Raw genomic sequence first — 19,933 nt, forward strand, 5'->3', positions numbered from 1 at the left:
AGGCCACGCTATAGCCCTGACCGCCGTGCCATGTGGTCTTCCAGCGCCAGGTCGGATTGTGCTGCTCATCGACAAACGGCCCGCGCCAGGTTTCCCCGTCTGCCGACAGCCACGTCGTGGATTGCGGACGATTCGCGGTCAGACTCACTCCCGCGGTCGCCAGCAACTCTCCGTGCGGCGTGATCGAAAGCCCCGCCTCGCGCACATCCCCGCCCTCCCACGCGAGGAGATCCGCAGATTCCCAGGTCTGGCCCTCGTCGCGTGAGCGGATGACCCGCAGCTTGCCGCTGACGTCAAACTCGTGAATCCGGCCTTCACGGAAGCAGCAAAACCATTGATCCTTGAAACGGATCAGGCCGGTAAAACCATTGTGCGGAGCCTGGTCCCAGATTTTCCGCACCTCGAGCAGTTGCAGCGATCCGTCGGCCGAGCGCGGACTGTTCGAGGCGAAACGGTCGTCGTGGGCGACGCCGATGGAATCCAAGGCGGCCCGACCGTCGTCGGACGGGGTTCCCGCGCGGGAGGCATACTTCATGAACAAGGCGCCGGAATCATCGGCGAACCGGAATCCTGCAGGCGTGGATACGGGAAGGCACATATCATGCACCGCCTTGGTCTGCGAATCGTAGCGCAGAAATCTGGCGACCGAACCATCCCACGTGAGCACCAGCCTGTCGCCCGCATGCAGCGGCGAAAAATGCCAGTTCACGGCCGGCTCGAGCCCCGTGACGGCAAGCGTGATGTTTCCGCTCAGGCCAGAGTCGGCGGCAGTGTAGTTGATCGTGCCGGCCAGCGCCCGATCGTCGGCGTCGATGACCCCGAACGTGAAGGCCTCATGCTGCCCGGTGCCGGTGGTCTGCTTGGAAAATGCATTCGCCGGCAGTTCGATGAACACGACCAGCGGTTCTTCGGGTGTGCCAGCCAGCTTGAAATCCTTCCTCCGGGAAACATAGGTGGCCGACCCCGGCCAGGTGGCGGCGGAACTGAAGGCCAGCACCCCATCTTCGATCGTCCACTTCAAGCCGGTGTCGGTCGAGGTGGTGGACCAATTATCCATCAGATTCCCCGTCGAAAAATCGTCGAAAACTTCTGCCTGCGCGAGGCCTCCGATGAGTAACCCGAGTGCCACAATGACTGTCTTGGTTGTTTTTTTCATGTTGCTAAAAAGGTTGCTTTTGGCGACAGGCCCCTGAAAGAGCCATTGAGCCGGACCGGAGGGCGGGAAAAAGGGGGTTGATGTTTTCATCAGTGTGATGGCACAAGGAAGAGGATGGGTAGAATTTTCAGCAATGTGGTTATGGGACGTGGATCTTTCCGTTCCATGGTCCGGCAACATGCAGGCCCTTGAAGAACGGCGGCGCTTCCTCGACACGGTTTCCGGTGAGGGTGACCTCATCGCTGGCGGAAATAAAGATGCCGTAAAACGGCTCGCGCAGCACGGGTATCAGCTCCCCCGGCACGGGCGGGGCGAATTTTTGCTCGATCACTCCTGGCCGGGTCAGGTCGAGGAAGCACAGCTTTTCAGGCGTAGCTTGGAAGGGCCGGACGATCACGTTGTCGGCGACGGTCACGCCACGGCTGTTGCCGATGAAGATGGGCAGGCCCTGGGTGTCGATGATCCGGTTGCCCCGGATCTCGATGTCTTCGTAGAGGATTTGAGGAGTCAGGTGGAGAAAGGCTTCCTGGTGGAACGGCGGCAGGCAGGGCGACAGCGAGATCGCGCCCCATGCCGCCCAGATCACTCCATCGGCAAAATCAAAGCCGAAGACGCTCGGCCCGCAGTTGGTGAAGGTATTGCCGAGAATTTTTGTGTGGCTGGGAAGGCCGCCTTCGAGAAATTCCGTCACTCCGGTGGCCAGCGACAGGCCTCCAAAGCTGATGTTTTCGAATCGGCTTCCTTCGACAATCGAGTCGGGGGCTTTGAGCAAAATGCCGCGGTTGCATCCTTCATGCATGTGAAGATTGGTGATGCGGGTGCCGCGTCCGGTGTATTCTTGGGAGATGGCCATGTCGAGGACTGCAAGTTCCACCGGGCTGTCGAGGGTGACCGCGCAGAATTCGGGTTTGATCACGTCGCGGATCGGCGTGCCGAACTCTTGTTTGTAGCGCTCCTGCATCCGCTCGTAGAGTTTGAGCCCTTCGGCTTTGTCAAATGCCTCCCATGCGGTCACCTTAGCCGTGGCCAGCGGCTTCATGTCGGGAGCCTGGCGGAGGATCAACTCGGTGCCGATGTCATAATCGCGGCCATGGATGCTGGCCAGGACACAGCGGCCATCGGGAAGGACATCCACCACCACGTTGATGAAGCCGTGGATGTTGATGCCGTCGTCGTGGGTTCGCGCGATCTCACAGTCTGTCAGCATCGGCCCTTTGTGCTGATTGAAGGAATGGAAGCCGTCGGCCGCGCCGACACCGATGCGGGTGGAACCCGGGCGCGGGATGATTTTCATCCGCGTGTAGGTGTTTCCGCCCGGTGCCCGATCGCCTTTTTCCCAGACACAGAAGGAGCCGGATGAAAAGACGGTCAAATCCGTAAAGTGCATGCCGCCACAGTTGAGGATCACCACTCCGCCGCTGTTGTTTTTGTCGTGAACCGAAAGACGGTCGCCGATCTCAACAGCACCCGCTGCATTCCCGCGATAGATCCACGCCGCCTTGCCGGGCGGCAGATCGGGGTCATCCATCGCATTGAGCTTCTCGGGATAAGGCATCACGCCGCCGTCGCGGCGCATGTGCCATTGGCGGCCGACGCCGGCCGATTTGCTGGAAAACCCTTTTTCGACATCGACGATGATCTTGTCGTTTCCGGCAGAGAATCCATCGGGAATGATCTGCGAGACGACTCCCTGGATGAACGGCGCCCTGATCATGTCCATGGTGAGACCACTCACTGTGATGTTCCTGCAAGTGTCAAACACCGCGGCCGATGAGGGTTGTTCGCCGGAGGTCCAGATGGTGGCTCCGGTGGCATCGATGCGCATGTTCTCCGCGCCGGTCACCGTGAGCACGCTGCGGTGTCCGCCTTGCCCCGGCACCATCCACTCGGTGTAATCGCCTGGGGGGATGCGGAAATGTGGCGCCTTCGCCGCGATCGCCGCATTGAGGTCCTGCTGCACTTTGCGCGCCGCGTCGGAGGCGGCCTGGCGTTCGGCATCAGTCCAGTTCAAAACCCGCTGGAGATGCGCGTCGCTGTGGTGATCCGGCACGCTCTCAGCTTGTTCGCCTGCTTTGGGCTGTTCCGGATTGTTGTTGCAACCCGACATGACGGATGCGCCTGCCGCAATGAGAGATAAAATCACGCACACGCTTCGGCGTCCCGGGCAGCCAGCATCGCGGTTCATCCCGACATTGGTTGTTCTCATTATTTTTATGAACTGTCCGGATACTACGAATGCAAACCGCCCCATTCCTACGGAAGATTTGTGCTGTTCCGGGTCGTTTTGTGAGGCGGATCTCAGCGTGATGCGCCATCCGGAGCACCGGAGCGACGACAGTTGAGCTTGCGGTAGGCACCGGGGCTCATGCCATAGCTTTTGCGAAAGACCTTGCACAATCGGCTGGTGTCGCCATAGCCGTGGTCGCAGGCGATTTCCTCCAGGGTTTTGCCGGTGAGGCGCAGATCCTGCTCGATCCTGTGGATGCGGAACTGGGTGATGAACGCCGCGGGACTGTCGCCGGTCTTATCTTTGAAAATCCGGGTAAAATGCGAGCGGGTGAGATCGAAGTAAGCGGCCAGTTCCTCGATCGATGGCGGCGCGGCGGGATTTTTGTTCAGAACGGCGAGCACCCGGTTCTGCCAAATATGGCTCTCCTTGGGCGAGGCAGCGGGTTCCCTCAGTTCGCGTTCGGCCGCGCACATCCAGTCGAAGATGTGGGCCTCCTCCTCGTAGCTGTCGGCAAACACCCCGTTTTGCGTGAGCCGGATCAGATCCGCGCTCTTGGTGATAAGAGGATGCCGCTCGTCGAGCTCGATCACGCCGCAATGCTGCTCGAGAGCCGCGGCGATGCGGCTGACGGTGTGGGGATGTTGGAACGTTAGGTAGAAAAAGTTCCACCCGGGGGAATCCGGTGGAAGCTTGTAAACATGCGCGGAAGGGATCACCGCGAAAAAGGCGCGACCCTTTTCCATGCGGTGCTGCTTATTGGCGCGGGTGAAAAGCCCGCATCCGCTAAACGTGTATTGGAAGAGCAGTTGGGGATGCTCCGGAGGCCGGTTGCGCTTCAGGCCGTCCCAATCATAATCCTCGCCCTTCATCAGCCGCCCGGCTCCGAAAAAAAGCCGTGGCTGCCCCCGGTAGGGGCTGGGCATCCGCCGCTTGACGGATAAGAGCCGGGTCAATTCCTGTTCGAGCATGGGAGACGCGCCGATTGTTATTCATCGGAGGAATTCCGATAAGGTCAAAGAACATTTCCCCTTCTGGCAGGACAATCAAAAACCGGCCGGTGGCATTCGCATCGGAAACCTGGCGATCGTTGCGCCTCAGCCGCCGAGCAGGAACACATCGATCCCGGGGACGTTCTCCAGCGTGCCGGCCACGACCCAATCATTGGTCACCACCGTCAAATGATCCCGCCGGACCAACAGGCAGGCCAATTCACGGGTGGTGGTGCCGGTGTCCAGCAATATGGTATCACCGTTCTGTGGACCTTCTTGCGCGCGCAAATGGGTTGTTGAATCCTCATCCGCCTCTCTTCCGCATAGAACGTCTCAGCCTTGGTGACAACCATGGCGGATTGCCGACATGGTTGCCGGATGGCAAGACGCAATATCCGTGCCGCCTTCGTTTCAAGACCAAAAGGGCGCGGCAATGAGTAGAGTAGCTACTCTACTCAACCGGCTTTTTTTGTGGCGCTACGGCATGAACCCCGGTGCCTACAGGCGCGCAGCGGCATGAACCGGAGGCCCGCCGCCCCTTGCCTGCACGGCGGGAAATGACTTCACCGAAGTCCACTCAAACGACATTGTCCCTGGCCGCCGCCCTGCTGTCCAGTTTGAGTGCGGGGGAGGGGAAGGCCATCCCGGTCCCATGAGGAAAAAAACCGCAGACAGCACAAATCGCCCGTAGGAATGCGGGGCATCTTCGGCTAGCGTTGGCCCCGGCTTTTGAAGCTATGGAAAAGAGCCGTTCGTTAACAATTCCCCAACAATCCCCGCAGAAAGAATCCTTTTGCTGCCCCGGCGATTCCTGCAATGCAGCCCCATCTTCCCCTGATGGGTTCAAGCGCCGCGATTTCATGAAGCCTGCTTCAAAAGGGGATGAGCAAACATGGAATGCCCAGTGGGTCAGTGTGTGGGCACTGGAATTGAAGCGTTCCAACCTGTGGCTTTGCTTCCGCAAGACCGTGGTTTTGGATGCGAAGCCGGCGTCGGCCCGCGTGCGCATCGCGGCGGACTCGAAATACTGGCTGTGGATCAACGGGGGACTGGTAGTGCATGAAGGCCAGCTCAAGCGCGGGCCGACTCCGAACGACACGTATTACGACGAGATCGACATTGCGCGGTATCTGCGGCCCGGCGAAAACACCCTGTGCGTGCTGTTGTGGTATTTCGGGAAGGAGGGATTCTGCCACAAATCCAGCGGAGTGGCGGCGATGGTTTTCGAGGGGGATCTCGATGGCCGCCCGCTGCTCAGCGACCGCACATGGAAGGTGCGGGTGCATCCGGGGTTCGGGGAGTCCGCCCCGCCGTATCCCAATATCCGGCTGCCGGAATCCAACATCCATTTTGATGCCCGGCTCGACATGCCCGGCTGGAACGCTTGCGGTTTCGATGATTCGGCATGGGACAATGCCTCCGAGTTGGGCCGCCCACCGACGCATCCTTGGAACCGGCTTGTCCGTCGCCCGGTGCCGCTCTGGCGCTTTGGCGGCCTGCTGCCTTATTCCAACGAGGCCGATTTTCCCGAAAAAAACAACTGGCTCGAAAACTCGGTGCTTCGCGCCCGGCTGCCGGGCAACCTTTCGGTTTGCCCCGCCCTGAAAATCGATGCGAAGCCCGGCCTGAAAATCTCGATCTTCACCGACAATTATCGCGGCGGCAGCGAATACAACGTGCGGGTCGATTACATCACCAAAGAAGGAATTCAGGAATTTGAAAGCCCCGCCTACCTCACCGGCCACGAGGTGATCTACGACTTTCCTTCGGGGGTCAGGGTGTTGGAGCTGAAATACCGCCACTCGCATTTTGATACGGCGGTCACCGGCCGGTTCCAATGTTCGGATGAGTTCCTCAACTCCCTGTGGAGGAAGTCCGCCAACACGATGCTTCTCAACATGCGCGACGGCATCCAGGACCCCGACCGCGAGCGCGCCCAATGGTGGGGGGATGTCGTCATCCTCATTGGAATGATCGTGCACTCCTGCGATGAAGCCGGACTTTCCGCCATCCGGAAGGCCGTCCATAACCTGGTCGATTGGCAGAAGCCGGACGGCGTGCTCTACTCCCCGGTGCCGGCGGGGAACTGGTTTCTCGAACTGCCCGATCAGATGCGCGCCGCCATCGGCAAATACGGGTTCTGGTATTATTTCCGCCATACCGGGGACCGGGAGACCATCGCCCGTGCGTATCCTGCGGTGACGCGCTATCTCGACCTGTGGAAAATCGGGACCGACGGATTGGTCATCCGCCGCACCGGGGGATGGGACTGGGGCGACTGGGGGGAAAACAAGGACATGCCGGTGCTGATCAACGCCTGGTTTTACATGGCGCTGGAATCGGCAAGAGACATGGCGGCGTTGCTGGGAGACGAGGCTGCGGCACTTGCCCGCCAAACGGAAATGGACGGGCTGAAGGAAAGCTTTAACCGCATTTTCTGGACAGGCCGCGAATACCGGTCGCCGGGGCATGACGGCGAACCGGACGACCGCGGCCAGGCACTGGCGATCGTCGCAGGACTCGCTCAAAAAAATTTTTTCCCTGCCCTTGGCGACCTCTTTTTGAGGAGGTTCGAGGCAAGTCCCTACATGGAGAAATACGTGCTGGAGGCGCTGTTTATGATGGACCGTCCGGAGCAGGCGCTTGCGCGGATGAAGAGCCGATACCGGCCGATGGTCGAAAGCCCGTTCTGCACGCTGTGGGAATCCTGGTCGTTTGGCGACGCCAACTCGGCCAAATACGGTGGTGGAACATACAACCACGGCTGGGCGGGAGGCCCCCTCACCCTCATGGCCGAACACATCGCCGGCATCAGCCCGCTCGCTCCCGGCTTCGAACGCTTCCGCATGGCTCCCCGCATCGGATTGCTGGAACAATTCGACTGCACGGTGCCCGCGCGCGGCGGAGTCCTGGAAATGCGTCAGGAAAAATTTGCGGAGGGATACCGCCTGACCATCTCCGTTCCGGAAGGCTGCTCCGGCGAACTGCTTTTGGCCTCCCGCCCGCCGGTGGATTTGAAACCTGGAAAATCGGAATTTCTCATCGCCGGATCCGAGGGAGCGTGAAACAAAAAACAACCGTGAATAGCACAAAACACCGGTAGGAAGAAGCGCCTCCTGCGGCTAGGATGCTTTCTTGATTGGAAGCCATCGATGAAGCCGAACCTCCCCGACAATCCGCCTGTTGCGACTCCTCTCACGGCAAAATTTCCGATCCGCCCGGTGATGCGGTGAAGAGCTGATAGATAAACGGCATTTGAACCATGAAACCCACCGGAAAAATCTGGAAACACCTCGGGCTGGGCGCAGGCGGCGCCGTTGAAAACTCGTTCCAGAACGCGCCGCTCGGACTGGTCAATCCGATTTACAATGTCGGCCTCGGCGTCAGTCCGGTGCTGGTCGGCATTGCGATGGCCGTGCCGCGGTTTTGGGAACTCCTCATCGATCCGCTGATCGGCGCTGCAAGCGACCGGACCCGCAGCCGTTTCGGCCGGCGTTTGCCTTTTATCGCCTTCGGCCTGCTCGGCAGTCTGGTGTTCTTCATCGCCATGTGGTGGGCCCCGGCGGGCATGTCCAAACAGGCGCTGGGAATCTGGCTCATTGTCACGGCGTTTCTGTTTTACACCTGCTACTCGTTTTTCGCCATTCCCTACGCCGGCCTTACCATCGAGGCCAGTGTGGCCGGGCCCGACCGCATCGGCGTGATGACCGCGCGCACCGCATTCGCCAATTCCAGCCAGATCGTCATCAGTTGGATCTATTGGTTCTGCCAGCGGGAATGGTTTTCCTCGCCCGCGATCGGCATGCGCTGGGCAGGGATCGGTTTCGGCCTGCTGGTCACGCTTTGTGGCGTGGCGGTGATCGTCACCACGCTGCGCTGCGGGCTCCACCGCCACAGCAGCCATGAGGGCTCCGAGCCGGTCGAGAAGGGGATCTATCGGAAACTCCTGTCGCTGGCTCCCACGCGCCGTATCCTGACGGCATTGCTGAGCACGATGGTGGGCTTTACCCTCGTCAGCCACCTGAGTTTCTATCTGGTCGCGTTTCACGCCTGCCAAGGCGATCTCAAGCAGGCGTCGCTGGTGGTGGCGGTCAAGGCGACCGTCACCATGATCGCCGCGGTGATCGCATGTCCGCTCATCGGCATGGCGGCCAAGCGTTTCGGTAAGGAACGGATCTTCAACATCATGCTGGCCACCGGGGTGGTCTCCAGCCTCTCGATGTGGTATCTCATCACGCCGCTCAATCCCTACCTGAGCATGATCAGCGATCTTGGCATCTACCTCTGCCTCGTCGGATTCTGGTTGCTCATGCCGGCGTATCTGGGCGACATCAGCGATTATTACGAGCGCGCGACCGGCCAGAGCTGCCAGGGCACCTTGTCCGCGCTCTACGGCAACGCGGTGAAAATCGGCGCTTCCGTGGCGCTGCTGCTCACCGGCTACATCCTCGTCGTTTGCGGCTTTGATGCCGCCATGCCGCACGAGGCGATGGGCCGTCCGCTTTTCAACATGCGCATCCTCTTCGCCGTGGTGCCGAGCATCGGCCTGGTGATCGCGTATTTCGCCATGGCCCGGTTCCGCCTGCCAAACCACGGATCACCGCCCCAAACGTCCTGAAAGCCCGCAATATGGTATCTTTCCATTCCCACATCCTGCTTGCGGCGCTGCTCACATGCCGGTTGGTGGAAACGGGCGCGGCCATCGCGGTCGGACAATCCGCCAAGCCGAATGTCCTGCTGATTTTATCCGATGACCGACGGCTCGACACAGTGGGCTGCTAGCCCGGATATTTCACGCAGGCAGCAAAAAAGTAGCGAAGCTCCGCAGGTAACCTGCTAATGTTGTTGGTGTTATGCAAACAACAGTTGGAGCTTCGCTACGGACAGATTGTGCACCGGAACTTTTTGTTTTTCCAAGCTTTGATCGTCGGAAAATCGAGGGAAGTTTTACCGGTGGGGACGTTTCCAGTGATGGCGGGCTGATGGCGCTGCGCTTGGCGGACAAGAAGCTGGGTTTGATCGCCGCCTTGGATGCGGTGATTGAGGATCCGCGCGAGGCCGATCAGGTGGTGCACCGGCAGCGCGATCTTTTGTCTCAGCGCATTTACGGACTGGCCTTGGGTTACGAGGATCTCAACGACCACGACACCTTGCGCAAGGACTTGCTGTGGCAGAGTGCGGTGGAGCGCGGGCAGGAACTGGCCAGCAGTCCGACGTTGTGTCGTTTGGAACGACGCGCTGACCGGCAGACGGCTTGGGCCATGTCGAAGGTCCTGGTTGAGTTGTTCATCCAAAGCTTCCAAGAGGCTCCGTCCGAACTGATCCTGGATTTTGATGCGACCGATGACCGGGTGCACGGGCAGCAGGAGGGCCGGGCTTTTCACGGCTACTATGGCGACTGGTGTTTTTTGCCCCTTTACGTTTTTTGCGGCGAGCAACTCTTGGTCAGTTACCTGCGGCCGAGCAATCAAGATCCCGCCCGGCATGCGTGGGCTATTTTGAAGTTGTTGGTCACGCGCCTGCGCCAGGAGTGGCCGCAGGTGAAGATCATCTTCCGCGGCGACTCGGGCTTTTGCCGTTGGCGCATGCTGCGGTGGTGTGAGAAGAGCGGGGTGGATTACGTGGTGGGCTTGGCCAAGAACGAGCGCCTGCTGGCGTTACTTGAAAAGCCGATGGCGCAAGCAGCGGCCGCCTTCGAGCAAACCAAGGAAAAGCAACGGCACTTCGTGCGCTTGGCGTATGCGGCCAAGAGCTGGGATCGGGCGCGCTCGGTCGTCGCCAAAGCCGAGCACACCGAGAAGGGAGCCAACCCGCGCTTTATCCTCACCAGCTTGGAGAGCGAAGAGCAGAAGATCTACGATGAGATCTACTGCGCGCGCGGAGAGATGGAAAATCGCATCAAGGAACAACAACTCGGACTCTTCGCCGACCGCACCAGTTGCCACGGTTGGTGGGCCAACCAGTTCCGCCTGCTCTTGTCCTCGGCGGCCTATGTGCTCATGGAATACATGCGCCGCATCGCCCTGGCCGGCACCGAACTGGCCCGCGCCCAAGTCACCACCATCCGGCTCAAGCTGCTCAAGATCGGCACGGTCATCTTGCGCAACACGCGCCGCATCCGCCTGCTCTTTTCCAGCGCTTATCCCCACCAGCAACTCTTTGCCACCATGCTCGGGCGCCTCAACTCGGCCTGACCGGTCATGGTGCTGTCCCCGGCACCGAAAAAAACAACGGGGATCAGGGGCGGTGTGCCCCAATCACGCGCCCACGGCAAAAAACACGCCAAAATCATTCCGGTGCTCAATCATCCCGGCGCAAACCGCCAAAATAATCGACCGATGAAATATGCGGGCTAGCGGCTCAACCCTCATGCGCAGTCGCTCGCGCTGGACCGGCGCGCCGCCGGAGGCGTCAGGTTCAATCAGGCGTATTGTTCCGTGCCGCAGTGCGCCACCTCGCGCGGATGCCGTCCGCTTGCGATCGAAGCGCACCACAACGGGATCTACTCTTTTGAAAAACGTCACGCATGGCACGACTTGTTCCGCCCGTTCTGGTGGGCGCAGTTGAAGCATCCGCAAGGCTACCGCACCGCGCTCGTCGGCAAGGAACACCTGCCTTACAAATGGCACTGGCGCCCGCTGCCCGGCCAGCGGCTTTCACGCTACATGTCCGAATTCGGAATGCACCCGCGGGAAATGATGTGGGAAGGCTCGAGCCTTCGCAGCAAGGGCAGCGCACCTCCACTCTGCGGCTCACAGCCAGATGGACTTTGAGTTGTTCTTTGTGCTCGCTGCCGAGCACCCGGTAGCCTTTGATTCCAATTCGGTAGTACACAGGGGACATGGTGGTGGCTCCGGTGGCATCGATCAGACTAGCTGGCCCCAGTGAACTCGGCGGTAGCGGTTTGGCGGCATGCCGTAGCGGGCTTTGAAGCGGGCATACAGATGGCCGACACTCTCGAAGCCCACACTCATTCCAAGCTCGATGATCGGAGTCGCGGTGCAGCGAAGCTGGCACTCGAAAGCCTGCAGTCGCACGGCGTTGACGTATTCCGTCGGAGAGACGCCAAGCCAGGCGCGGGTGGTCCGCGCCACATGCTCGGAGCCACGTCCACACAAACGCACCCATGCCGGCACTCCTTCCCGCATGGCCTCAGGCTCACGGATGCCCCGGCATGCGCGTGCCAGCCAGTCCGGTATTCCCGTCGGCAGCGTCCGGGCTCCGGCACTTACCGCGATCAGGTGCAGCAGGCTCAGCAAAAAGCGATCCAGCTCACGCGCGCTTCGCGATGCCGTGGCCAGTTCGCCGGTCCAGTCGCGCAGCCGGTCGAGTTGCGCACGCTCTAACACCCTGATCTCCGGCAGGCTGGCTTCGGACCACGGCCAAAGAGGATCGTTCTGGAAATAACGGTGCTGGATTTCGCGCAGATGTTCGGTGGAAAAGGCCAGGTTTGCAAAGCCCAGCGGCCCATGCGGCAGTTTTTCCACGCTATGCACATCGTGCGGGCGGATGAAAACCACCGAACCCGCACCCAGATCGAGTGTCACGCCATTGACGTGATGGCGGGCCTTCCCTTGAAAAATCCAGAACACCTCCGCATAGCAATGCGTGTGCATCGAAACCCCCCAGCGACTCGTCCGCAAATCGCTTTGCAAATGAAATATCTCTCCGGGCCGGAGGTAACCGTCAAGTTTCAACACAACAATCATGTCAATACAGAGGAAAAAAATGTCAGATGCAGGGAAGAATTCAACCCCCGATTTGAATTAGTTTGATGCCGATGAAACCACGACTCACCAAGGATCAAGTCGCCCACTACCAGCGTGAGGGCTATGTCATTCCACAGGAAACAATCTTTCCCGCGGAGAAATTTCAAAAACTCAAGGCCCACTTCGAGGCGAAGCTCGCGGCACTACCGTCCGACCAGCGGCCCGAGGGCATGGATGTGCCGCACTTCGCGGATCCGGCATTGTTCGAATGGCTTTTCGCCGATGAGGTGCTTGATCTGGTCGAGCCGATCATCGGGCCGGACATCGCGCTGTTTTCGAGCCACTTCATCTGCAAGCCCAAGGGCAACGGCAAGCGCGTGCCGTGGCACGAGGACTCGGCCTATTGGAGCACCATGCTGCCTTCCTCGATGAACGTCGTCACCGTCTGGTTGGCGATCGATCCCTCCCGCCTTGAAAACGGCTGCATGCAGGTCATCCCCCGCACCCACAACACCGGAAAAATGGGATTTTCCGACTACGACCCGACGGATATCACAAAAAACATTTTCCCCACCGAGGTGACCAAGTCCCAGCGCGACGAGTCGCAGGCCGTCGCGATTGAACTCGAACCGAACCATGCCAGCCTGCACGACGCGCGCATCATCCACGGCAGCGAGCCCAACACGTCCACGCTGCGCCGCTGCGGCTACACGATGCGCTTCATGTCCTCTGCAACGCGCCTCTCGGACTCGGCCCGCAAGTATCACCAGATCTATCTGGCCCGCGGCCGCGACCTCGCCAACCAGCGCTACGCCGATCCGGCGCGGTCCTATGAGGACCTTGTGCAAACCCGCAACGCCCACGGCAAGAACGGTCACTGACCCCAGCCATGGAAATCGTCACCGCCAAATCCAAGTGGGAGGCATGGTCCCTTCCCCTCCGGGATTTTCTCGGACGAGTGGCGCAGGACGGGTTTCAGGCAACGGAGATTTATCTCGGCGGGCTGCCGGTCTCGCCGGAGGAGTGTCGTGATTTGCATGCCGAATACGAACTTCAACTCATCGGGCAGATTGCCGTCCGGCACGGGTCGCTTGACGGCCAGATCCGCGCGCTGGAACAGGAGTATTTGCGCGCCTTGGAATTCGGGCCGCTTAAAATCAACGCCCATCTTGGCCGCGACATACTGACGTTTGCAGACAATCTGGAGATCTTGAGACTGGGCAGCGAATTGGCGGCGGCGCATGGCGTGCCGCTCTGCGTCGAGACGCACCGGCACCACGCCTTGTTCCATCTGCCGGAAACCCGGCGCTATGTCGAGGCGCTGCCCGAACTCCAAATTACCGCCGACCTCTCTCATTTCGTCTGCGTGCATGAATCCACGCTGGAAGACCAGCCGGAGAACCTCGCCGCCATCCTGCCGCGAGTCAGGCACATTCATGCCCGCGTGGGACATTCCGAGGGGCCACAGGTTTCCGATCCCCGCGCCCCGGAATGGCAGGCATGGACCGAACTTTTTTGCGACTGGTGGGGCCGGATGCTCGAACTCGCCCGCGAGCGGGGCGACAAGGCTTTTACCATCACACCCGAGTTCGGCCCGCCGCCTTACATGCCCTGCACCCCGTTTGAAAACCACCCGGTGGCGGATGCATGGGAAATCAATATCTGGATGCGGAGCCTGCTGCTGGAACGCTTTGCCACGCTTCCCCACACGCGAAAAGAACATGACTGGTGACGCGGACCTGTATTCCTTCAAGTTTGACGAAACCAAGTAAGTGACAGAATCGATGAAAAGCGATTTTTGCCCCGGACACCAATGACGACGGCCTTCACCCTCACCATATTGAAACTCCCATCCTCCAACCCATCCGCTCCATGAAGATAACCCTGCTCCTGCTGCTCACCGGTTTCACCAGCCTCCTTGCCCACGCCGCCGATCCGATTGACATCGGTAACCGGCGCGAGCTCTTCGTCGATCGGTTCCTCATCGATCAACTCAGCGGCGTTCGCCTCCAGATCCACACACCTCGCGATGAGGGCATCGCCTTTGCCTTCGACAAACCGTGGGAGGGGCCCTTCAGCGGCATGGTGACCATGATCCAGCTCCCGGACGGCAGTTTGCGCGCTTATTACCGTGGCAAGCCGGTCGCGAGCCGTGACGGCAGCAAGGACGAGGTGACCTGCGTCGCCGAGTCGAAGGACGGCCGCAACTGGACCAAGCCCGAACTCGACCTCTACGAGGCCAACGGCACCAAGGCCAACAACATCGTGCTGATGAACGCCAACCAATCGTGCCACAATTTCAGCCCCTTCCGCGACACACGCCCCGGAGTGCCCGAGACCGAGCATTTCAAGGCCTTCGGCGGAACGGTCGAGAGCGGCATCGCCGCCTGGAAATCGGCTGACGGCTATCGCTGGGAGAGAATGGCCGCCGCGCCGGTCATGTCGAGGGAGACAGTTCCCTACAAATACATATTCGACTCGCAGAACGTGCCCTTCTGGTCGGAGGCCGAGGGCAAATACGTGGCCTACTACCGCGTCTGGGATGGCGACGGCATCCGCCGCATCGCCCGCAGCGAAAGCAGCGACTTCCTCACATGGACCCCGCCGATCCTGCTCGGGTATCGGACCCCCGATGGTCCAGCACCTGTCGAGCATATCTACACGAATCAGACGAGCCCTTATTTTCGGGCGCCGCATCTCTACGTGGCCATCGCGGCACGCTTCATGCCGGGGCGCCAGGTCCTCACTGCCGATCAGGCGAAGGCGATCAATGTGAACCCCGACTATTTCAAGGACATCTCAGACGCCATCTTCATGACGACCCGCCCGGCTGAAGGCGCCGATCATCTCGCCGTCTACGACCGCACCTTTCCCGAAGGCTTCATCCGCGGCGGCATCGGCGCGAAGAACTGGGTTTCGCGGTCGAACTATCCCGCGCTGAATGTCGTTCCCACCGGCCCGGCCGAGGTGTCGGTCTATGTGAACCAGGATTATGCCCAGCCAACCGCCCACCTGCGCCGTTATTCGCTGCGGGTCGATGGATTCGCCTCGCTCCACTGTGGCTATGGCGGCGGATATGCGATCACAAAGCCGATCGTCTTCGCCGGGCGGGAGCTGACCCTGAACTTCTCTACCTCGGCCGCCGGCGGCGTGAAAGTGGCGATCGAGGAACCCGACGGCAAGCCGATCCCGGGCTTTACCGTCGAGGATTGCCAGATGCAGATCGGCAACGAGATCGATCGCAAGGTGACTTGGAAATCCGGAACCGACGTCAGCGCTCTCGCCGGAAAGCCGGTGCGGCTGCGCTTCGTGATGAAGGACGCAGACCTGTATTCCATCAAGTTTGAGGAAACCAAGTAACTGACACCATCTATGAAAACCATCCCACTGATTCTATCACTGCTGGCCGGATCCATGCCCGTTGCCATCACCGCCTCGGAAGCCCCCCAACCCAAGGAACTGCCGCCGATTCCGGAGGTGATTTTCGGGGTCAATCAACTGAACGTCGGCCCGCCTGGATCGGCGATGAAGAGCTGGCCGCTGACCGATGCCGATGCGGAATGGCTCAAGAGCCTTGGCTGCAACACGATCCGTTTTCCGGTGTATCCCGGCGAAGTCGGCATCGATGAAAAGCGATTTTTGACCCGGACTCCGGATGGGAAATTCGACCCTGCGGCACTGGGAAAGCCCGATTGGCGAAGCCTCGACGAGCTGATGGATTGGATGATCCGTCACCAGTTCACGCCCAACGTCTGCCCGTCGCCCGAATTGCATACGGCGGACTGGACATCCAAGACATGGATGTCTCTGCATGTGCCCGAAAATGCCGAACGGGCGGTTTGGTTCACCAAGCTCATCATGGATCATCTGACCGAAAAATACGGCGACCGCATTCTTTACGGCTGGTATGAGGATTGGTGGTGGAACTCCTACAAACACGAGGATAGCCCGCGTTTTCCCGAGGCATTCCGCCAGAAGCTCGCGGAGATGTATGATGGAAAGATCGCCTCGCTGAATGCCGCGTGGGAGTCCACATACGGCAGCTTTTCGGAAGTCGAAGTGCCCGCGCTGATGAGCCGTGGCCCGGAGAGCTACAATCGTGGGGTTGTGGCTCCAGCCGCAATAAACAGTCGCCGGACATTCGACCTGCGCAAGGCCATGGATCTGATGCATCGCGAGGCGCTCACCGAACTCCGTGATTATCTGCACAAAAAGGCACCGGGTGCCTTGTGGACCGGTCCCTGCCTGCTCAATCAACTCGGCGGGCTCGCAGACATCCGCACCGTATCCGTTCCGCGCTGCAACGCCACGATGCGCACCGCAGCGATCACCAGCGACTTATTGTCCGGCGATCTCTACAGCGACACCCTGGAATATTATTCCCACTACCGGACGTATTCCAAATTTGCGGCAGCCGAAGACAAAAAGCTGCTCATTGCCGAGGTTCCGGCCATCAAGCCCCGCTCGTTCGAACTCGTCGCCGATGTCGGCGGTCCCTCCGCAGGCGCACTGGCCTGGTGCGGGAAGTGGGACCTCTGGGGGCTGATCAAAGACGATGGAACCCGCCGCGAAGAAAATGGCAAAGCCTGGCGTAAGTTATACGACACCTATCAGTCCAACCGCAGTCGCTACGCCAAATACCAGCCCGGTTCGATCCATGTCTATTTTCCCGAAGAGACCCTGTCCTACTCCATCTCGGACCTGAATTTCATCGATGCGTTCATGCACATCAGCGATCACATGAAGCCCGAGGAGTTGGAGCTGGTTTTGACCGATGAGCTTTCGTCCCTGCCGGCGGGAACCCCGATTTATGTGCTCGAGCGCACCCTGCCGCTTGCCGCGATCCAGGAGTTGGAGCGCCGCGGGGATGACGTCGTCACATTGCATCACTGGTTCATGGATGAAAACGGTCGGAAACATCCGCGGAAAGCTGCCGGTGGAGACGTCTTCAAGCGGCTCCAAAGCCTGCCCGGCGGCGAGAAGCTGCTGGATGTGTTCCAGCGGGTGGAGGAGCGCGCGAACTGCGCGTCCTTTACCTTCGACGGGGCGCGCATCTCGTCGTCATCCGCCCTGGCGGAAGCCAATGCCGTGCTGCCCGATCGTCCGAACCGGCTCGAAAACCTCATCAACGGAGACACCGTTTCAGGCATCACTTTCAGCGACCGGGAACAGGACGAGTCATTCACGATCCAGCTCGGCAAAGAACGTCGGCTCTATGGTGCGTTTGTGGACTTTTTCCCCGGAGACGGACAGTTCAACGCCGCCTCCCGCATGCCGGAGGGTGTGACCATTTCCATCTCCGATGATGGCAAGGACTTCAAGCAAGTCGCCGTGATTTCAGGAAAGGACATGCGGACGCGAAGCCGCTGCCGGTTTGACCCGGTGAAGGCATCCTGGGTGCGGTTCGATTTTGGCAGGAACCGGAGCGGATCGGGTTTGCGCCTCGTCAATGCCGGCGTTCTCGGCGAGCAGGAAAAACATCAGCCATGAGCCATGCACCGGCCGCCCACAAGTCACTCAGGGAATCCCTTCCTCTGCGTGAGAAAATCGCCTATGGCCTAGGCGGAGGATCAGAAATCCTGATGGCCAACGTCATCCTCAAGCTGGCCCTCCCGGTCTATCACCTAGGGCTTGGCGTAAGCGCGTCGGTGATCGGCATGATTCTCATGGGATCGAAGATCTTTGACGCGGTGAGCGACCCGGTGATGGGATCCATTTCGGACAATTCCCGTTTGCGATGGGGACGTCGGAAACCGTTTGTGCTGCTGGGCGCCGCGTTCACCGCGCTGTTTTGCGCCGTCATGTGGCGGATGCCAGACGGACTGGATGCGCATGCGCTGGCAGTGTATTTCTCGGTGGCCGCCATTTTTTACTACGCCGCCTACACGGTTTTTTACGTGCCCTACAACGCGCTCGGTTATGAGATGACCGACAACTATGACGAGCGCACGCGCGTCATGACCTTCAAGTGGGGAATCGGTGCCACGATCAGCCTCCTGATTATTCCTGCGGTGTTGCCGCTTTGCTATTGGATCCATCCCGACAACGCTGCGGCGGGGGCGCGCTGGGTCGGACCGGTCGTTGGCGTGCTTATTCTCGCTCTGGCCGTGCCCGCCGCACTGCTTCCCCGTGAACGGAAGGCCGCGCCCGCCGGCATTCCGTTTTTCCGCGCCTTGGCGTTCACCCTGCGGAATCGCAGCATGCTCCTGTTGTGCGGCATAATCGTGTGCAGTCTGGTCGGCATGCTGCTTCTGGTTTCGTGGATGCTTTTTCTCAACATGGCCTATCTGCAAGGGATGAACCAGAAGGCCTCCGCGCAGATGGTCTTCTGGGGCGACCTAATTTTTTCCGTGCTGAATGTCGGATTCGTTTTTGTGTGCGGTTGGCTGGCAACCCGCTTTGACAAGCGCACGATCCTGATCGCCGGATTGGCATGGATTAGTGTTGGCATTCTTCTCAGCTATTTTTATTTCACACCGGCGCTGCCGTATCTGCAGCTCCTCTGGACGTTATTTCTAGCGCCGGGAATGGCGGCGGTCTGGGTGCTGAGCAACTCGTGCATTGCCGATGTCTGCGACGAGGATGAATTGCGGACGGGGGCCCGGCGGGAGGGATTTTACGGAGCAGTCTATTCGTTCAGCATGAAGGCCGGAGCGGGCGTTGGTCTCGGCCTCGCGGGGGTCCTTCTCGACGCGCTCGGCTTCGACAAGGCACTCACCGAACAAGCCCCGCAGACCGTCAGCGCCCTGCGCCTGGCCTTCGCAGGACTCCCCGCACTCTGCTTCGCTCTGGCCACGGCTCTGGCAATGCTCTACCCGATCACCCGCCAACGCCACCATGAGATTCAACAAAGCCTGCTCAAACAAAATGGATAAACACCACGCAACCAAGGCCGCTTGCACGTGGCGGACTTTCATTTCACTCTCCATCGTTGGCGCGATGACCACTACGGTGTTCGCAGATATTGATTACATAGAACGCTCCGGAAAGGACTGGATTGCGGCGACCCGGGTTCCCGGAGAATTCGCGAGTGTTGCACCCAGTGTGAACGAACCCGCCCGCATTTTTACCGCCAAGGCGAGCGGGGGCGTGGAAGGGAGGGATCTTCCGGGTCTTGCCGTCGCCTTCCAATCCGCCGCCGGACATTACCTCGACTTGGCTGCCAGAAAAAATGGTGGTGCCGGGAACAACGATCTCTACGCCGTCAATTCTGATGGCGGGATTGTATGGCTCTGCTACAGCGACGGATGGCAGGAGGTGCCACTGTTAAGCGGAGATTATGTGGCCGTGACCGAGGCCACTGCTGGTGACTTTGCCTTGGCGCTGCTGCGGGACGGCGGGATCGATGTAATCGCTTGGAGTGACGGTTGGAAGGCCCGGCGCGCGGGGACAAATTTCCGCGCGGTGGATTTTGAGCAACCGATGGTCGATATCACAACCCATGACGGGCGGTATTTTGCAATCAGTGGGTCCGGGGATTTGTATGAAATCTCCGCGGACAGTAGTGGCATCCCGGAGGGCATACAGAAGGTTCTTGAAGGGAATTTCCTCTCAGTGGCCGCAAACACCTCCGGCGCTGCGGAACTATGGCTAGGCGACACCAAAGGCGGCCTGTTTATCGCATCCTGCCAGGACGATGCCTGGCGCGCCGTCCGCGCTGTGGACAGCACCGTCATCTACCGGAATCTCCATACCGACATACACCGCAAGGACGGACAGCTCTGGGCAGTTGCAGCTGGGGCATCGCAGCACCTCCATCCGCCAAACCCGTGAATATCGGCAGCCGCCGCGGGTTGTTCTTGGACGATCTCATGGTGGACCGCCTCGAAGGCCACGCACAACGGGTCTA

The 19,933-nt window shown here is 60.0% G+C and carries 15 protein-coding genes; 10 read left to right on the top strand and 5 right to left on the bottom strand.

All coding sequences use genetic code 11. The features are described 5' to 3' along the window. The 4 genes from FGM15_09205 to FGM15_09220 all read right to left on the bottom strand — a co-directional run. A partial coding sequence (locus FGM15_09205) for a hypothetical protein (GenBank protein ID MBU3666035.1) occupies positions 1-1,156 on the bottom strand: 1,156 nt, incomplete at its 3' end. 139 nt (positions 1,157-1,295) lie between these two features. Further along, positions 1,296-3,362, bottom strand: a complete 2,067-nt coding sequence (locus tag FGM15_09210) for a right-handed parallel beta-helix repeat-containing protein (protein ID MBU3666036.1) — start codon at positions 3,360-3,362, stop codon at positions 1,296-1,298. A gap of 92 nt (positions 3,363-3,454) precedes the next feature. Beyond that, the gene (locus FGM15_09215; protein ID MBU3666037.1) at positions 3,455-4,354 is read right to left on the bottom strand and encodes a helix-turn-helix transcriptional regulator; all 900 of its coding nucleotides are present in this window, start codon (positions 4,352-4,354) and stop codon (positions 3,455-3,457) included. Between the two features lie 126 nt (positions 4,355-4,480). Continuing rightward, positions 4,481-4,663 (bottom strand): hypothetical protein, encoded by a 183-nt coding sequence (locus FGM15_09220; protein ID MBU3666038.1) that lies wholly within the window; start codon positions 4,661-4,663, stop codon positions 4,481-4,483. Positions 4,664-5,112: 449 nt separating this feature from the next. On the opposite strand from FGM15_09220, the gene FGM15_09225 reads away from it, so the two are divergent. The 4 genes from FGM15_09225 to FGM15_09240 all read left to right on the top strand — a co-directional run bounded on the left by FGM15_09225 (position 5,113) and on the right by FGM15_09240 (position 11,148). Then, positions 5,113-7,440: an alpha-L-rhamnosidase gene (locus FGM15_09225; protein ID MBU3666039.1), complete on the top strand. Its 2,328-nt coding sequence runs from the start codon at positions 5,113-5,115 to the stop codon at positions 7,438-7,440. A 197-nt stretch (positions 7,441-7,637) separates the two neighbouring features. Further along, entirely contained in the window at positions 7,638-8,993 is a 1,356-nt protein-coding gene (locus FGM15_09230) for an MFS transporter (GenBank protein ID MBU3666040.1), read from the top strand. Between the two features lie 235 nt (positions 8,994-9,228). After that, positions 9,229-10,569: an IS1380 family transposase gene (locus FGM15_09235; protein MBU3666041.1), complete on the top strand. Its 1,341-nt coding sequence runs from the start codon at positions 9,229-9,231 to the stop codon at positions 10,567-10,569. A gap of 192 nt (positions 10,570-10,761) precedes the next feature. Beyond that, on the top strand, positions 10,762-11,148 hold the full coding sequence (locus FGM15_09240) for a hypothetical protein (protein MBU3666042.1): 387 nt from the start codon (positions 10,762-10,764) through the stop codon (positions 11,146-11,148). Between the two features lie 93 nt (positions 11,149-11,241). Here the strand turns inward: FGM15_09240 and FGM15_09245 are convergent, their stop codons facing one another. Beyond that, positions 11,242-12,084 carry a helix-turn-helix domain-containing protein gene (locus FGM15_09245; GenBank protein MBU3666043.1) on the bottom strand — a complete coding sequence of 281 codons (843 nt, stop codon included), beginning with the start codon at positions 12,082-12,084 and terminating at the stop codon, positions 11,242-11,244. 71 nt (positions 12,085-12,155) lie between these two features. Here FGM15_09245 and FGM15_09250 point away from each other — a divergent pair, with 71 nt between their 5' ends. The 6 genes from FGM15_09250 to FGM15_09275 all read left to right on the top strand — a co-directional run bounded on the left by FGM15_09250 (position 12,156) and on the right by FGM15_09275 (position 19,857). Next, positions 12,156-12,965 carry a phytanoyl-CoA dioxygenase family protein gene (locus FGM15_09250; protein ID MBU3666044.1) on the top strand — a complete coding sequence of 270 codons (810 nt, stop codon included), beginning with the start codon at positions 12,156-12,158 and terminating at the stop codon, positions 12,963-12,965. A gap of 8 nt (positions 12,966-12,973) precedes the next feature. Next, entirely contained in the window at positions 12,974-13,816 is an 843-nt protein-coding gene (locus FGM15_09255; GenBank protein MBU3666045.1) for a hypothetical protein, read from the top strand. Between the two features lie 131 nt (positions 13,817-13,947). Beyond that, positions 13,948-15,444: a glycoside hydrolase family 32 protein gene (locus tag FGM15_09260; GenBank protein MBU3666046.1), complete on the top strand. Its 1,497-nt coding sequence runs from the start codon at positions 13,948-13,950 to the stop codon at positions 15,442-15,444. A 12-nt stretch (positions 15,445-15,456) separates the two neighbouring features. Then, entirely contained in the window at positions 15,457-17,574 is a 2,118-nt protein-coding gene (locus tag FGM15_09265; protein MBU3666047.1) for a hypothetical protein, read from the top strand. After that, a complete protein-coding gene (locus FGM15_09270; protein MBU3666048.1) occupies positions 17,571-18,959 on the top strand; it encodes an MFS transporter in 1,389 nt (462 codons plus the stop codon). The genes FGM15_09265 and FGM15_09270 overlap by 4 nt, the downstream gene beginning before the upstream one ends. 169 nt (positions 18,960-19,128) lie before the next feature. Continuing rightward, complete coding sequence (locus FGM15_09275) at positions 19,129-19,857, top strand: hypothetical protein (GenBank protein ID MBU3666049.1); 729 nt, start codon at positions 19,129-19,131, stop codon at positions 19,855-19,857. Positions 19,858-19,933 lie beyond the last annotated feature (76 nt).

It is taken from the genome of Chthoniobacterales bacterium (genome assembly GCA_018883245.1).
Lineage (GTDB): Bacteria > Verrucomicrobiota > Verrucomicrobiia > Chthoniobacterales > JACTMZ01 > JACTMZ01.

Bases quoted from the DNA above. Each gene is read 5' to 3' on its own strand.
- FGM15_09210 (MBU3666036.1), bottom strand. From the start codon at position 3,362: ATGAGAACAACCAATGTCGGGATGAACCGCGATGCTGGCTGCCCGGGA.
- FGM15_09215 (MBU3666037.1), bottom strand. From the start codon at position 4,354: ATGCTCGAACAGGAATTGACCCGGCTCTTATCCGTCAAGCGGCGGATG.
- FGM15_09225 (MBU3666039.1), top strand. From the start codon at position 5,113: ATGGAAAAGAGCCGTTCGTTAACAATTCCCCAACAATCCCCGCAGAAA.
- FGM15_09230 (MBU3666040.1), top strand. From the start codon at position 7,638: ATGAAACCCACCGGAAAAATCTGGAAACACCTCGGGCTGGGCGCAGGC.
- FGM15_09235 (MBU3666041.1), top strand. From the start codon at position 9,229: ATGCAAACAACAGTTGGAGCTTCGCTACGGACAGATTGTGCACCGGAA.
- FGM15_09245 (MBU3666043.1), bottom strand. From the start codon at position 12,084: ATGATTGTTGTGTTGAAACTTGACGGTTACCTCCGGCCCGGAGAGATA.
- FGM15_09250 (MBU3666044.1), top strand. From the start codon at position 12,156: ATGAAACCACGACTCACCAAGGATCAAGTCGCCCACTACCAGCGTGAG.
- FGM15_09255 (MBU3666045.1), top strand. From the start codon at position 12,974: ATGGAAATCGTCACCGCCAAATCCAAGTGGGAGGCATGGTCCCTTCCC.
- FGM15_09265 (MBU3666047.1), top strand. From the start codon at position 15,457: ATGAAAACCATCCCACTGATTCTATCACTGCTGGCCGGATCCATGCCC.
- FGM15_09270 (MBU3666048.1), top strand. From the start codon at position 17,571: ATGAGCCATGCACCGGCCGCCCACAAGTCACTCAGGGAATCCCTTCCT.